Here is a 15,123-nt window from a genome sequence, read left to right as displayed (position 1 = left end):
GAAGGTTCAGAAAGCGTCTTCGGCCAGATCGGCGCAGGTCAGGTCGCGCGTGCGCACCACCTGCAGCCAGGCGCCGATCTTGGGCAGTTCGTAGTGGAAGAAGAAGCGCGCCGCGGCCAGGCGGCCGGTGCGGGCGCTGCTGTCGGGGGCGGCGTGCGCGGCCAGGGCGACGTCGAGCCAGATCCAGGCCAGCACCGTGTGGCCGAAGGCCTGCAGATACGGCACGGCGTTGGCCAGGGCTTCGGTCGGGTTGGCGGTGGCCCAGGCGGCCTTGGTGGTGGCGCCCACGTCCTGCAAGGCCTGGCCCAGCGCGTTGGCGTGCGCAGCCAGTTCGGGCACCTGGATCGCGCGTTCGATGGTGGCGTTGATCCGCCCGGCCAGCAGCGCCAGCCCCTTGCCGTTTTCCATCAGCACCTTGCGGCCCAGCAGGTCCATGCCCTGGATGCCGTGCGTGCCCTCGTGGATCATGTTCAGCCGGTTGTCGCGCCAGTACTGTTCCACCGGAAAGTCGCGCGTGTAGCCGTAGCCGCCGTGCACCTGGATGGCCAGCGAGTTCGCCTCCAGGCACCACTCGCTGGGCCAGCTCTTGGCGATCGGCGTCAGCACCTCCAGCAGCAGTCGCGCATCATCGGCCGCCTCGGGCGCGCCGGTGTGCTGTTCGTCCACCAGACGGGCGCAATAGAGTTCCAGCGCGAGCGCGCCTTCGGCGTAGCTCTTCTGCGCCAGCAGCATGCGCTTGACATCGGCGTGCTCGATGATGCGCACCTGGGGGGCGGCGGCGTCTTTTCCGCCCGATGTCACCGGCCGTCCCTGTGGTCGGTTCTTCGCGTAGTCCAGGCTCGCGTGGTAGCCCGCCATGCCCAGCATGGTGGCCGCCATGCCCACACCGATGCGGGCCTCGTTCATCATGTGGAACATGCACTGCAGGCCCTTGCCGGGCTGGCCGACGAGGTAGCCCACGGCGCCGGATTCACCCCGCACCGGGTACCTGCCTTCGCCGAAGTTCAGCAGCGTGTTGGTGGTGCCGCGCCAACCGCACTTGTGGTTGAGCCCGGCCAGCGCCACGTCGTTGCGCTCGCCGGTCAGGTTGCCGTCGGCGTCCACCAGCTTCTTGGGCACGATGAACAGCGAGATGCCGCGGGTGCCCGGCACCAGCTTGCCTTCGGCATCGGGGATCTTGGCCAGCACCAGGTGGATGATGTTCTCGGTCAGCTCGTGTTCACCGGCCGAGATCCACATCTTGTTGCCCTTGAGGCGGTAGCGCGGGCCGAGCGGATCGCTCTCAAAACCAGCCCCATCGGACACGGCGCGCGTCGCCACATCGCTCAGCGACGAACCAGCCTGCGGCTCGGACAGGCACATGGTGCCCGACCAGCGGCCCGAGAACTCGTTGAGCGCGAACACCCGCTTCTGCGCCTCGCTGCCGTGGGCCATCAGCAGGTTGGCATTGCCCACGGTGAGCAGGCCGCTGCCGATGGAGACCGAGGCCATCGCGAAGAAGGCGTTGGCCGCGGCTTCCACCGTGTAGGGCAGCTGCATGCCGCCGATGTCGTAGTCCTGCGCCGCGCTCAGCATGCCGCTCTCGGCGTAGGCCTTCTGCGCATCGTGCGTGGCCTGCGGCAGGATGACCTTCTCGCCGTCGAAGTGCGGCTCCTGCGTGTCCACCAGCCGGTTGAAGGGCGCGTACTTCTCGCGCGCAATGCGCTCGCAGGTGTCGAGCACCGCGTCGAAGGTCTCGCGGCTGTGGTCGGCAAAGCGCTCGCGCTGGTTCAGGCGCTCGACCGACAGCCAGTCGTTGAGCAGAAAGTCGATGGTGGGGCGCAGGCTCATGGTCGGAGAGAACGGTAGGGTTGGCTTATTGCGGTTCGATCTTGGCGTCCTTGATGGCCTTGGCCCACTTGGCGGTTTCGGTCGCGCCGCGTTTGGCCAGGTCCTCGGGCGTGCCGGGTTCGACCGCAAAGCCGATGCCGGCGAACTTCTCCTGCACCTCCTTGCTGCTGGCCGCGGCGTTCGCTGCCTTGTTGAGCTTGGCGATCACATCGGCCGGCGTGCCGGCGGGCACATACATGGCGAAGTAGGCGATCAGCTCGTAGTCCTTGAGGCCCAGGGCCTCGTTGACCGTGGGCAGCTCGGGCACGGCCGGCGAGCGCTTGGTGGAGGTGACGGCCAGGCCACGCACCTTGCCGGCCTTGACCTGCGGCAGCATCACCGCGAAGTCGGCGCTGAACATCTGCACCACGCCGCCAATCAGGTCGGTCATCGCGGCGGGGCCGCTCTTGTAGGGCACGTTGGTCAGCTCGATGCCCGCCATGCCGGCCAGCATCTCGGTGGAGACGAGTTGCGAGGTGCTGGCGCTGGCGAAGTTGATGCTCTTGGGCTTGGCCTTGGCCATGTCGACCAGTTCCTTGAGCGTCTTGGCCGGCACGTCCGGGTTCACCGCAATGATCAGCGGCACCGAGCCCATGTAGGCCACGGGCGCGAAGGCCTTGTCCTGGTCGTAGGGCAGCTGCTTCATCAGGCTCTTGAGCGCCGCGTTGGTGCTGTTGGTGCCGATGAGGATGGTGTAGCCGTCGGGCGCGGCCTTGGCCACCGCGTCGGCGCCCAGCATGCCGTTCACGCCGGGCTTGTTGTCGATCACGATAGGCTGGCCCAGGGCCTCCTGCATCTTCTGCGCGAAGGCGCGGCCGATCTGGTCGGTGGCGCTGCCGGCGGCAAACGGCACCACGGCCTTGATGGGTTTGTCCGGGTAGGTCTGCGCGAGGGCGGCGGTGCAGGCCAGTGTGGCCGCGGCGGCGGCGATGACTCGGGTCAGGGTTCGCATCGTCTTGTCTCCTTGTGGTGTGAATCGGAACTCAGTCGTCCAGCGGCAGATCCAGGATCGCCGCGCTCAGGGTCTTGCCGTGGGCGTCCAGCGCCAGCGAACGGGTGACGCCCCCGGCGAGGGCATCATGCATCACGAAGTGCACGGCGTGCAGCTGTGGCAGCACGAAGCGCTGCACCTCGCCGCCCACCACGCCCGCGAAAAACGCCTGCACGCGTTCCGCCGTCAGCAGGCGTTCGAGCAACGGAAAGTCTGCCGGGTCCAGCGCGATCACGCTGAGCGTGGCGCGGTTGCCCTTGTCGCCGGAGCGGGCCAGGGCGATGTCCCTCAGGATGCGGCGAGGGGGGTTGCTCATGCGGCCCACTCCAGCACCTCCACCCGGGTCTGCACCGCCTCGCGCGGGATCAGCGTGGAAGCCACCGCCACCACCTCGCGCACCGACTGTGTGACACCGCCACCGGCCGCCGGCCCGTTGAGGTAGAGCGCCTCCACCTCCTGGCCCACGCGCTCGGCCTGGGCGCGCGTGGCGCAGCGCACCGCCAGCCGCACCCGCACTTCATACGGCTCTCGGTCGGCACCCAGCCCAGCGCCGTGCATGGCGTTGACGCCGATCAGTTCGGCGCGGTGTTCGCACCCGGCGAGCGAGGGCAGCAGCCCCGTGTCGGCCAGGCGGTGGCGCAGGATGTCCAGCGCCAGCTCGCCGCGCGCGCGGGCGCCCGGCCCGGCATAGGAGATCTGGCCTTCGCCGATGAAGCCGTCGCTGTAGCCCAGGCTGACCTTCAGCTGGTCGGGCCTCGCTCGACCGCTGGCGCCGTCGACCCGCACGCGGTCCCCGCCCAGGTCGGTCAACCGCACCTGTGAGAAGTCGCCCGTCACATCGGCCTGCAGGTAGGCCGCCGGGTCTTCCACCTCGTACAGCAGCTGGGCGGTGCAGCTGAGCCGGTCCACCCGGCCACCGGTGTCCGGCAGCTTGGTGATGACCACACCGCCGTCGGCATCCACCTCGGCGAGCGGAAAGCCCACGCGGTGCAGCTCGGGCACATCCACCCGGCCTGGGTCGGCCAGGTATCCGCCGCTGACCTGGGCCGCGCATTCGAGCAGGTGGCCCACAGCCAGGCCTTTGCCGAGCAGCGGCCAGTCGTCGGCCGCCCAGCCGAAGTGCTGCATCAGCGGCGCGAGAAACAGCGAGGGGTCGGCCACACGGCCGGTGACGACCAAGTCAGCCTTCGCTGCCAGCGCCGGCAGCAGCGCGTCGGCGCCCAGGTAGGCATTGGCCGAGATCAGCCGCCCGTCCAGCGAGCGCACCGTGTCGGCGCTGTCGAGCAGCGGCGCATCGTTCTTCCGGACCCAGTCGAGCACGTCGTCGCCCAGCACCACGGCCACGCGCAGCTTCGACAGCTTCAGTTCGCGCGCCACCGCCAGCGCGGCGTGTCCGGCGGCCAGCGGGTTCGCCGCGCCCATGTTGGTGATGATGGTGGTGCCCTGCTGCAGGCAGGCCGGCAGCACCGCGCGCAGGCGTGCGGCCAGCAGCGGGTCGTAACCCTGCGCGGGGTCGGCACGGCGGCGCAGCTGCGCCAGCGCGATGGTGCGTTCGGCCAGACACTCGAACACCAGGGCATCGAGCCGCCCGCGTTCGGCGAGGTCGAGGGCCGGATCGATCCGGTCCCCGGCGTAGCCTGCGCCTGCGCCGATCCGGTAGGGCCTCATCTGCTGAGTCTCCTGATCGGACCGGCGGCGGGCGTTTACAGGACTTCGAAGATGCCGGCCGCGCCCATGCCGCCGCCGATGCACATGGTCACGCAGACGCGCTTGGCGCCGCGGCGCTTGCCTTCGATCAGCGCGTGGCCGGTCAGGCGCTGGCCCGACACGCCGTAGGGGTGGCCGACGGCGATGGCGCCGCCGTTGACGTTCAGGCGGTCGGCCGGGATGCCCAGCTTGTCGCGGCAGTAAATCACCTGCACCGCGAAGGCCTCGTTCAGTTCCCAGAGGTCGATGTCGCTGACCTTCAGGCCCAGGCGCGAAAGCACCTTGGGGATGGCGAACACCGGGCCGATGCCCATTTCGTCGGGCTCGCAACCAGCCACCGCGAGGCCCAGGAAACGGCCCAGCGGCTTCAGGCCTTTCTTCTCGGCCAGGGTTTCGTCCATCACCACGCAGGCGCCCGCGCCGTCGCTGAACTGGCTGGCGTTGCCCGCCGACACGAGGCCACCCGGCAGCGCCGAGCGCAGGCCGTGGATGCTGTCGAAGGTGGTGCCGGGGCGGATGCCCTCGTCGTTCTCGACCGTGACCTGCTTGGTCATCAGGCCCATGACCTTGTCGGCCACGCCGGCGGTCACGGTGATGGGCGCGATCTCGGCCTTGAACAACCCAGCCTCCAGCGCAGCCGCGGCCTTCTGCTGGCTGGCGGCGCCGTACTCGTCCATGGCGTCGCGGCCGATGCCGTAGCGCTTGGCCACCTGTTCGGCGGTCTGCAGCATGTTCCAGTAGATCTCGGGCTTCTGCTTCTCCAGCGCCAGGTCCTTGAGCATGTGCTGGTTCATTTCCTGCTGCACGCAGGAAATGCTTTCCACACCGCCGGCCACATACACCGAGCCTTCGCCCGCGATGATGCGCTGGGCGGCCAGGGCGATGGTCTGCAGGCCCGAGGAGCAGAAGCGGTTGACGGTCATGCCCGAGACGGTGATGGGCAGGCCGGCCTTCAGCGCGATCTGGCGCGCGATGTTGGCGCCGGTCGCGCCTTCGGGGTTGGCGCAGCCCATGATCACGTCTTCGACTTCGGCGGCGTCGATGCCGGCGCGCGCAACAGCGTGCTGCACCGCGTGGCCACCGAGCGTGGCACCGTGGGTCATGTTGAAGGCGCCCTTCCAGCTCTTGGTCAGGGGCGTGCGGGCGGTGGAAACGATGACGGCGTTGGTCATGATGGGTTCCTCAATTCAATGGTCGTGCGGTCATCAGAACGGTTTGCCTTCGGCCGCCAGCTTGGCGAGCAGGGGTGCGGGCGTCCAGAACTTCGCGTCGTCCAGCGGGTTCTTGGCGAAGCGCTTCATGGCCTGGACCACGTTGAACAGGCCCACCTCGTTGGCGTAGTTCAGCGGGCCGCCGCGGTGCACCGGGAAGCCATAGCCGAAGATGTAGACCACGTCGATGTCGCTGGCCTTGTTGGCGATGCCTTCTTCCAGGATGTGCGCGGCTTCGTTCACCAGCGAGAACACCAGGCGCTGCACGATCTCTTCGTCAGAGATCTTGCGCGGCGTGATGCCCAGCGCCTTGCGGTGCTCTTCGATCATCTGCACCACCTCGGCGTTCGGGATGGCGTCGCGCTTGCCTTCGACGTAGTCGTACCAGCCCTTGCCCACCTTCTGGCCGAAGCGGCCCTTCTCGCACAGCAGGTCGGCGGTCTTGCTGTACTTCATGTCCGGCTTTTCCAGGTAGCGGCGCTTGCGGATCGCCCAGCCGATGTCGTTGCCGGCCAGATCGCCCATGCGGAACGGACCCATGGCGAAGCCGAACTTCTCGATCGCCTTGTCCACCTGCTCGGGGGTGCAGCCTTCGTCCAGCAGGAAGCCGCCCTGGCGCCCGTACTGCTCGATCATGCGGTTGCCGATGAAGCCGTCGCAGACGCCGGACACCACGGCGGTCTTCTTGATCTTCTTGGAGATGGCCATCACGGTGGCCAGCACGTCCTTGGCGGTCGCGTCACCGCGCACCACTTCCAGCAGCTTCATCACGTTGGCCGGGCTGAAGAAGTGCATGCCCACCACGTCCTGCGGGCGCTTGGTGAAGTTGGCGATCTTGTTGACGTCCAGCGTCGAGGTGTTGGAGGCCAGGATGGCACCGGGCTTCATCACACGGTCGAGTTCCTTGAACACGGCTTCCTTGACACCGATCTCCTCGAACACGGCCTCGATCACCAGGTCGGCCGAACCGATCTCGTCGTAGCTCAGCGTGGTGCTCAGCAGGCTCATGCGCTGCTCGTACTTGTCCTGCTTGAGCTTGCCCTTCTTGACCTGGGCTTCGTAGTTTTTGCGGATGGTGGCGATGCCGCGGTCCAGCGCGTCCTGCTTCATCTCCAGGATCTTCACCTGGATGCCGGCGTTGAGGAAGTTCATGGAGATGCCGCCACCCATGGTGCCGGCGCCGATGACGGCCACCGACTGGATCTCGCGCTTGGGCGTGTCTTCCGGCACGTCGGGGATCTTGCTGGCGGCGCGCTCGGCGGTGAACAGGTGGCGCAGCGACTTGCACTCGGGCGTCCACATCAGGTTGATGAAGATCTCGCGCTCGAACACCATGCCGTCGTTGAACTTCTTCTTGGTCGCGGCCTCCACCGCGTCCACGCACTTGGCAGGCGCGGGGAAGTTCTTGGCCATGCCCTTGACCATGTTGCGCGCGAACTGGAAGTAGGCGTCGCCGTCCTTGTGCTTGCAGGGCAGGTTGCGCACCAGCGGGAAGGCGGAGCCGTCGGCGTGTTTGGCGGCCATTTCGCGGGCGAAAGCCAGTGCTTCTTCGGCCAGCGACTCGGGCGAAGCGGCCAGCTTGTCGAACAGCTTCTGGCCGGGCAGCTGGGCCAGCATCTCGCTCTTGACGGGCTCGCCGCTGACGATCATGTTCAGCGCGGCTTCCACGCCCAGCACGCGCGGCAGGCGCTGCGTGCCACCCGCGCCGGGGATCAGGCCCAGCTTCACTTCGGGCAGGGCCACGTTGCAGCCGGGGGCGGCGATGCGGTAGTGCGCGCCGAGCGCGAGTTCCAGGCCGCCGCCCATGCACACGCTGTGCACCGCCGCAACCACCGGCTTGGTGGTGTTTTCCACGCGCAGGATGACGGAGAGCAGGTTGGGTTCCTGGATCGCCTTGGGCGAGCCGAACTCGCGGATGTCGGCACCGCCCGAGAAAGCCTTGCCGGCACCGGTCAGCACGATGGCCTTGACCGCTGCGTCGTTCTCGGCCTTCTCCAGCCCTTCGACGATGGCCTGGCGGGTGGACAGGCCCAGGCCGTTGACCGGCGGGTTGTTCAGCGTGATGACGGCGACGTCGCCGTGGACCTGGTACTCAGCGGTCATGGGGTCTCCTCTGGGGTGAAACGGGAAAACAGTTCAAAAACGAACGGTCGTGCGATTTTAGGAAAATTGTGCAGCGCGACAAGCGCCACTTGTCGCTTGCGGGTCAGACCTCAAGCCATTCCTTGCGGGTGTAGGGATCGGCACGGAGCGAATCCGGCGTGCCCTCGAACACGATGCTGCCGTGGCCCATCACCAGCGCCCGGTCCGAGATCGCCATCGCGATGGTCAGCTTCTGTTCGATCAGCAGCACCGAGATGCCGCGCGCCTTGAGCTTCTGCAGGTACTCACCCACCAGTTCCACGATCTTGGGCGCCAGGCCCTCGGTGGGCTCGTCGATGATGATCAGGTCGGGGTCGCCCATCAGCGTGCGGCACAGGGTCAGCATCTGCTGCTCGCCGCCAGAGAGCACGCCGGCCTCGGTGTGCTGCCGCTCCTTCAGGCGCGGGAACATGGCGTACATGTCGTCGAAGCCCCAGCGCGAGCCCTTGCCGCTGCCCTTCTGGCCCAGCAGCAGGTTCTGGTGCACCGTGAGCTTGGGGAAGATGTCTCGGTTCTCGGGCACGTAGCCGATGCCGCGGTGCGCGATCTCGAAGGGCTTGTGGCCGCGGATGGCCTGGCCTTTCCAGTCGATCGTGCCTTCGCAGTCGACCAGGCCCATGATGGCCTTGGCGGTGGTGGAACGGCCCGAGCCGTTGCGGCCCAGCAGCGCGACGATCTCGCCCTGCCCCACTTCAAAGCCCACGCCGTGCAGCACATGGCTCTTGCCGTAGTAGGCGTGGAGGTTCTGGATCTTCAGCATGGCATCCCTCCTTCAGTGACCGGCCGAGGCGGCCTGCTCGTCGGCCAGCACCGAGCCCAGGTAGGCCTCCTGCACCCTGGGGTTGGCGCGCACCGCCTCGGGCGTGTCGAAGGCAATCACCTCGCCATAGACCACCACCGCGATCTTGTCGGCAAGGCCGAACACCACGCCCATGTCGTGCTCCACCGTCAGCAGGGTCTTGCCCACCGTCACCTCGCGGATCAGCTCGATGAAGCGGCTGGTCTCGCTCTTGCTCATGCCGGCCGTGGGTTCGTCCAGCAGGATCACGTTGGCGCCGCCGGCGATGGTGATGCCGATTTCCAGCGCGCGCTGCTCGGCGTAGGTCAGGTTCATCGCCAGGGTGTCGCGCTTCCTGTCCAGCCGGATCATCTTCATCAGCTCTTCGGCCCGGTCGTTGGCGTCGGTCAGGTCGGCCAGGAAGCGAAACAGCGTGTAGCGGTAGCCCAGGCTCCAGAGCACGCTGCAGCGCAGGTTCTCGAACACGCTGAGCTTGGGGAAGATGTTGGTGATCTGGAAACTGCGTGAGAGGCCCAGGCGGTTGATCTCGAAGGGCTTCTTGCCGTCGATGCGGGTGCCGTTTAGGACCACCTCGCCGCTGCTGGGCGCGAAGCGGCCCGAGATCAGGTTGAACAGCGTGGACTTGCCCGCGCCGTTGGGGCCGATGATGGCCACGCGCTCGCCGGCGCGCACGGCCAGGTTGGCGCCGCGGATGATCTCGGTCTTGCCGAAGCTCTTGCGCAGATCGCGCAGCTCCAGCGCATAGCCACCCGAATGCACATGGCTCATGGCCTGCTCGTGCGGCCGCACGGGGGTGTTGGTCGCGGTGCTCATTCCGTCTCCCGGCGCTTGATCTCTTTTTCGATGTCGGTCTGGATGGCCGACCACTGCACGGCGAACTGGCGCCGGGCGATCTCGAACACGCCCAGGCAGGTCAGCGTGACGAACACCGCACCGAACCAGGTCGTGCCGGCGCGCGTGTCCAGCTCCACGCCAAGGTACTTCACCGTGTCGCCCAGGGCCGCGTTCAGCTGCAGGTGGTAGATCATCTCGACCATCGAGCCGGCCCCCAGCAGCACCAGCACCGCCGCCACGCCCAGCACCACATAGGACACCCAGATCTCGCGCAGCCGGCCAAAGGACGCCACGCGCAGGTTCATCATGATCAGGCTGGCGATGCCGCCCGGCGCGTACATCACCATGAACAGGAAGATCAGGCCCAGGTAGAGCAGCCAGGCCTTGGTCAGCTCGGACAGCAGCACCGCCGCCAGCACCATCAGCACGCCACCGATGATGGGGCCGAAGAAGAAGGTGGCGCCGCCCAGGAAGGTGAACAGCAGGTAGCCGCCGGAGCGCGCCGCGCCCACCACCTCGGCCGTGACGATCTCGAAGTTGATGGCGCCCAGGCCGCCTGCGATGCCGGCGAAGAAGCCCGCGATCATGAAGGCCAGGTAGCGCACCTTCTGCGTGTTGTAGCCGATGAACTCGACCCGTTCCGGGTTGTCGCGCACGGCGTTCAGGATACGGCCCAGCGGCGTGCGCGTGAACGCGAACATGAGCGCCACACAGACGAAGGTGTAGACCGCGATCAGGTAGTACACCTGCACCGGCGGGCCGAACGTGATGCCCATGAAGGGTTCACCCACCACACGGTTGCCCGAGACCCCGGCCTCGCCGCCGAAGAAGTCGGAAAACATCAGCGACATCGCGAACACCAGTTCGGCCATGCCCAGCGTGATCATGGCGAACGGCGTGCCGGCCTTCTTGGTCGTCACGTAGCCGAACAGGACGGCAAAGAACAGGCCGGCGAAACCGCCCACCACCGGGATCAGGCTGACCGGGATCGGCCACTGCCCGTCCGACACCACGTTGAGCGCATGGATCGCGACATAGCTGCCCAGGCCGGTGTAGACGGCATGGCCGAAGCTGAGCATGCCGCCCTGCCCGAGCAGGATGTTGTAGGACAGGCAGGCGATGATGGCGATGCCCATCTGCGTGAGCATGGTGACCGACAGGTTGCTGGTGAACAGCATCGGTGCCACGGCCAGCACGATGGCGAACAGCGACCAGACGATCCAGCGGCCGACGTTCCAGGGTTTGAATTCGTAGTGCGTCTTGCTCATGGTCGTTCAACCCTCCCGGGTGCCCAGAAGACCCTTGGGCCGGAAGATCAGGATCAGCACCAGGAACAGGTAGGGCAGGATCGGCGCCACCTGCGACAGCGTGAGCTTGAGCACCGCGTTGTTCAACGCTGCGTCGGACAGCTGCATGCCCAGCTGCTGCGCCACGCTCACGAAGGAATGGTCCATGCCCACCGCGAAAGTCTGGATGACGCCGATCAGCAGCGAAGCCAGGAACGCGCCCGACAGCGAGCCCATGCCGCCCACCACCACCACCACGAAGATCACCGAGCCCACCGAGGCAGCCATGGCCGGCTCGGTCACGAAGGTGCTGCCACCGATCACGCCCGCGAGACCGGCCAGCCCCGTTCCGGCGCCGAACACCAGCATGAACACCCGCGGCACGTTGTGGCCCAGGGATTCGACCATTTCGGGGTGCGTCAGCGCCGCCTGGATCACCAGGCCGATGCGTGTGCGCGTGAGCAGCAGCCACAGCGACACCAGCATCAGCACCGCGATGCCCATCATGAGCGCCCGTGTGGCCGGGAACGGCGTGCAGATCACGCCCTCTGCGCTGCAGACCGCCTGACCGGCGGCGCCGAGCATCATGCCCAGACTGTCATCGGCGTGGTGCACCAGCGTGAACGCCGGCCCACGCAGCACATCGGGCGGCACGAACTCGACCGCCGTGCGGCCCCAGACCAGCTGCACCAGCTCCAGGACGATGTAGGACAGGCCGAAGGTGACCAGCAGTTCGGGCACATGACCGAACTTGTGCACCTTGCGCAGCGACAAGCGCTCGAACAGCGCCCCCAGCAGGCCCACCGCCAGCGGCGCGACCACCAGCGCCGGCCAGAAGCCGATCAGCCCCGAGAACGTGTAGCCGATGTAGGCACCGACCATGTAGAAGCTGGCGTGCGCAAAGTTGAGCACGCCCATCATGCTGAAGATGAGCGTCAGCCCCGAGCTCAACATGAACAGCAGCAAGCCGTAGCTCACGCCGTTGAGCATGGAGATGATGAAGAACTCCATGAAACAGGCCTTTCGAGGGCGAAGCGGTTGGGAGAGGGGAAACGGAAGCGGACCGAGTATGGCCGCTCAGGCCACCGGTTTCACGCCGTCCACACGACACTCGACGGCGGAGCGAGGTGCCTGCTTCCAGAACGCGGCGGAGCCGGCTCCGCCGGGCCGCTCGCGTTGCCCCCTGGAGGGGGTGACGCGAAGCGGCGCGGGGGTGTCAGCTCAACCCGGCCGCTTCATCTGGCAGCTGGTCGGCGTGCTGGACACGTAGGACGGGAACTCCTTGACCGGGGCCAGCGTCATGCCCGTGTTTTCCGGGCTGTAGGGGTACTTTTTGTCGGCTTTCTGCCAGACCGTCAGGTACAGCGGCTGCTGCAGCTGGTGGTCAACCTTGCGCATCTCGACTTCACCGTTGTAGTTGGCGACCTTCAGGCCTTCCATCACGGGCGCGACCTTCACCGGATCGGTGGACTTGGCCTTGGCGATCGCCTGACTCAGCACGTTCAGCGCGCTCGGGATCGCGCCAGTGAACATGTCGTCGTTGTACTTGGCCTTGAAGTCGGCCATCCACTGGCCCATCTGCCCGCCCATGTTGTAGTGCGAGTAGGCCACTTGGAACACCCGGCCCTCGCCACCCTGGCCGAGCGCCGTGGGCGTGCCGGTCACACCGGTGTAGTAGGTGTAGAACTTGCCGGTGTAGCCGCCTTCGTTGGCCGCCTTGACCAGCAGTGCGAGATCGGAACCCCAGTTGCCCGTGATCACCGTGTCCGCGCCCGAGGCCTTGATCTTGGCGATGTAGGGCGCGAAATCGCGCACTTGGGCCAGCGGGTGAAGGTCCTCGCCGACGACCTTCACATCCGGGCGCTTGCGTGCCAGGTTTTCCTTGGCGAACTTGGCGACCTGCTGGCCGTGCGAGTAGTTCTGGTTGAGCAGGTAGACATTCTTGACGTCCTTCTGGTCCTTCATGAAGGTCGTCATGGCCTCCATCTTCATGGAGGTGTCGGCGTCGAAACGGAAATGCCAGTAGCTGCACTTGCTGTTGGTGAAGTCCGGATCGACCGCGGCGTAGTTGAGGAGGATCACCTCTTTGCCGGGGTTGCGCTCGTTGTGCTTGTTGATCGCATCGATCAGCGCGCCGGCCACCGAGGAACCGTTGCCCTGGGTGATGTAGCGCACGCCCTGGTCCAGCGCGGCCTTGAGAGCGTTCAGGCTCTCGGCCGGGCTGAGCTTGTTGTCGAAGGCCACAATCTCGTACTTCACGCCGGCCGGGTTGTTGGCGCTGAACTTCTCAGCAAAGAACTGCCAGCTGCGCATCTGGTTCAGGCCCAGCGGGCCCATCAGGCCCGTCTGAGGATCGATCAGCGCGATCTTGACCGTCTCGCCCTTCTGGGCGTGGGCGGCTCCGAGTGCCAGAAGGAGGACGGCGGCGGCGACGGTCTGCTGTGCGAACTTCACGTGAGGTCTCCTTGAGATGGTGAAAACCGCAGCGTAGCGCCGTACCTCTGCACGCCGCTCAGGGAATGCCCTATGCGCTATCGCACAGGCGACTCTGCTTGCACTTCCGTAGCGCAGCAGGTCGCCTGCGCGACGTTTTCAGAGGCCCGGCAACTTGTAACCGGCGAGCTGCTGGCGCAGCGTCATCTTCTGCATCTTGCCGGTCGCACCCAGCGGGATCGCGTCGACAAAGACCACGTCGTCGGGCACCTGCCACTTGGCGATCTTGCCTTCGTAGAAGGCCAGCAGCTCGTCGCGCGTGACCTCGGTGCCGGGCTTCTTCACCACCACCACGATGGGCCGCTCGTCCCACTTGGGGTGCTTCATGCCGATGCATGCGGCCATGGCCACGGCGGGGTGCGCCATGGCGATGTTCTCGACGTCGATGGAGCTGATCCACTCTCCGCCGGACTTGATCACGTCTTTGCTGCGGTCGGTGATCTGCATGAAACCGTCGGCATCGATGGTGGCCACGTCGCCGGTGGGGAACCAGCCCCGGCCGGCCGCGTCGTACTGCAGCGGGTCGCCGCCCTCGCCCTTGAAGTAGCTGGCGATGATCCAGGGGCCGCGCACCAGCAGGTCGCCGTAGGCCTTGCCGTCCCAGGGCTGCTCTTCGCCCAGCTCGTTGACGATCTTCATGTCCACGCCGAAGACGCTGCGGCCCTGCTTGAGGCGCACCTTCATCTTCTCGTCGGCCGGCAGCGCGACCTGCGCGTTCTTGAGCGTGCAGACCGTGCCCAGCGGGCTCATCTCGGTCATGCCCCAGGCGTGCAGCACCTCGACACCGTACTGGTCGTTGAAGGCCGCGATCATGGCCGGCGGGCAGGCCGATCCACCGATGACGGTGCGCTTGAGCGTGCTGAACTTGACGCCGTTCTGCTGCATGTGGCCCAGCAGCATCTGCCACACCGTGGGCACGCCCGCAGCCATGGTGACCTGCTCGCCTTCGATCAGTTCGTAGACCGACTTGCCGTCCAGCGCGGGGCCGGGGAAGACCAGCTTGCAGCCCACGGCCGCGGCCGAATACGGCAGGCCCCAGGCGTTGACGTGGAACATGGGCACCACGGGCAGGATGGCATCGCGCGCCGAGCAGCCCAGCGCATCGGGCAGCGCAGCGCCGTAGGCGTGCAGCAGCGTGGAGCGGTGCGAGTACACGGCGCCCTTGGGGTTGCCGGTGGTGCCGCTGGTGTAGCACATGCTCGATGCGCAGTTCTCGTCGAACTCGGGCCAGGTGTAGGTGTCGGCTGCCCCGCCGATCCAGGCCTCGTAGCTGAGCAGGCCGGGGATACCGGTGTCGGCCGGCAGCTTGTCGGCGTCGCACAGTGCAATCCAGTGCTTGACGCCCGGGCACTTGGCGTGCACGGCCTGCACCAGGGGCATGAAGCTCATGTCGAAGCACAGGGCGCGGTCATCGGCGTGGTTGACGATCCAGACCAGCTGCTCGGGGTGCAGGCGCGGGTTGAGCGTGTGCAGCACACGGCCCGAGCCGCTGACGCCAAAGTACAGCTCCAGATGGCGGTAGCCGTTCCAGGCCAGGGTGCCCACGCGGTCACCGAACGACAGGTGCAAGCTGTCCAGCGCGTTGGCCACGCGGCGGGCTCGGGCAGCGACCTGGCCCCAGGTGGTGCGGTGGATGTCGCCCTCGACCCGCCGCGAGACGATTTCGGTGCTGTGGTGGTGGCGGTCCGCATGGACGATGAGGTTGGAAATCAGCAGCGGTTGGCTTTGCATCTGGCCCAGCATGGGGTATCTCCTGTGTGTGCCGCCCAAAAAAGAACGGTCGTTCGTTTT

General features: G+C 66.7%; 12 protein-coding genes. All 12 read right to left on the bottom strand.

The window, feature by feature from the left end; genetic code table 11:
- Positions 1–6: 6 nt before the first annotated feature.
- The 12 genes from BC358_RS03750 to BC358_RS03695 all read right to left on the bottom strand — a co-directional run bounded on the left by BC358_RS03750 (position 7) and on the right by BC358_RS03695 (position 15,075).
- Positions 7–1,830, bottom strand: coding sequence for an acyl-CoA dehydrogenase (locus tag BC358_RS03750; RefSeq protein WP_079364704.1), 1,824 nt, complete (start codon positions 1,828–1,830; stop codon positions 7–9).
- 25 nt (positions 1,831–1,855) lie between these two features.
- Positions 1,856–2,821: a tripartite tricarboxylate transporter substrate binding protein gene (locus BC358_RS03745; RefSeq protein WP_079364703.1), complete on the bottom strand. Its 966-nt coding sequence runs from the start codon at positions 2,819–2,821 to the stop codon at positions 1,856–1,858.
- 31 nt (positions 2,822–2,852) lie between these two features.
- Positions 2,853–3,176 carry a hypothetical protein gene (locus BC358_RS03740; RefSeq protein WP_079364702.1) on the bottom strand — a complete coding sequence of 108 codons (324 nt, stop codon included), beginning with the start codon at positions 3,174–3,176 and terminating at the stop codon, positions 2,853–2,855.
- Entirely contained in the window at positions 3,173–4,528 is a 1,356-nt protein-coding gene (locus BC358_RS03735; protein WP_079364701.1) for an acyclic terpene utilization AtuA family protein, read from the bottom strand. Before BC358_RS03735 ends, BC358_RS03740 begins: the two co-directional genes overlap by 4 nt.
- Before the next feature lie 35 nt (positions 4,529–4,563).
- Positions 4,564–5,739, bottom strand: a complete 1,176-nt coding sequence (locus BC358_RS03730; RefSeq protein ID WP_079364700.1) for an acetyl-CoA C-acyltransferase — start codon at positions 5,737–5,739, stop codon at positions 4,564–4,566.
- A gap of 33 nt (positions 5,740–5,772) precedes the next feature.
- Entirely contained in the window at positions 5,773–7,881 is a 2,109-nt protein-coding gene (locus BC358_RS03725) for a 3-hydroxyacyl-CoA dehydrogenase NAD-binding domain-containing protein (protein WP_079364699.1), read from the bottom strand.
- A gap of 103 nt (positions 7,882–7,984) precedes the next feature.
- Positions 7,985–8,680, bottom strand: a complete 696-nt coding sequence (locus BC358_RS03720; RefSeq protein WP_079364698.1) for an ABC transporter ATP-binding protein — start codon at positions 8,678–8,680, stop codon at positions 7,985–7,987.
- Positions 8,681–8,692: 12 nt separating this feature from the next.
- On the bottom strand, positions 8,693–9,487 hold the full coding sequence (locus tag BC358_RS03715; protein ID WP_066156655.1) for an ABC transporter ATP-binding protein: 795 nt from the start codon (positions 9,485–9,487) through the stop codon (positions 8,693–8,695).
- A gap of 41 nt (positions 9,488–9,528) precedes the next feature.
- Positions 9,529–10,821, bottom strand: coding sequence for a branched-chain amino acid ABC transporter permease (locus BC358_RS03710; protein WP_079364697.1), 1,293 nt, complete (start codon positions 10,819–10,821; stop codon positions 9,529–9,531).
- Positions 10,822–10,827: 6 nt separating this feature from the next.
- Positions 10,828–11,850: a branched-chain amino acid ABC transporter permease gene (locus BC358_RS03705; protein WP_079364696.1), complete on the bottom strand. Its 1,023-nt coding sequence runs from the start codon at positions 11,848–11,850 to the stop codon at positions 10,828–10,830.
- Between the two features lie 210 nt (positions 11,851–12,060).
- A complete protein-coding gene (locus tag BC358_RS03700; RefSeq protein ID WP_066156464.1) occupies positions 12,061–13,293 on the bottom strand; it encodes a branched-chain amino acid ABC transporter substrate-binding protein in 1,233 nt (410 codons plus the stop codon).
- 138 nt (positions 13,294–13,431) lie between these two features.
- On the bottom strand, positions 13,432–15,075 hold the full coding sequence (locus BC358_RS03695; RefSeq protein WP_066156462.1) for a 3-(methylthio)propionyl-CoA ligase: 1,644 nt from the start codon (positions 15,073–15,075) through the stop codon (positions 13,432–13,434).
- Positions 15,076–15,123: the final 48 nt, after the last annotated feature.

This window comes from Hydrogenophaga sp. H7 (assembly GCF_002025745.1).
Taxonomy (GTDB): domain Bacteria; phylum Pseudomonadota; class Gammaproteobacteria; order Burkholderiales; family Burkholderiaceae_C; genus Hydrogenophaga; species Hydrogenophaga pseudoflava.
The sequence above is the reverse complement of the archived record's forward strand: the minus strand, read 5'-3'. Positions and strand labels throughout refer to the sequence as shown.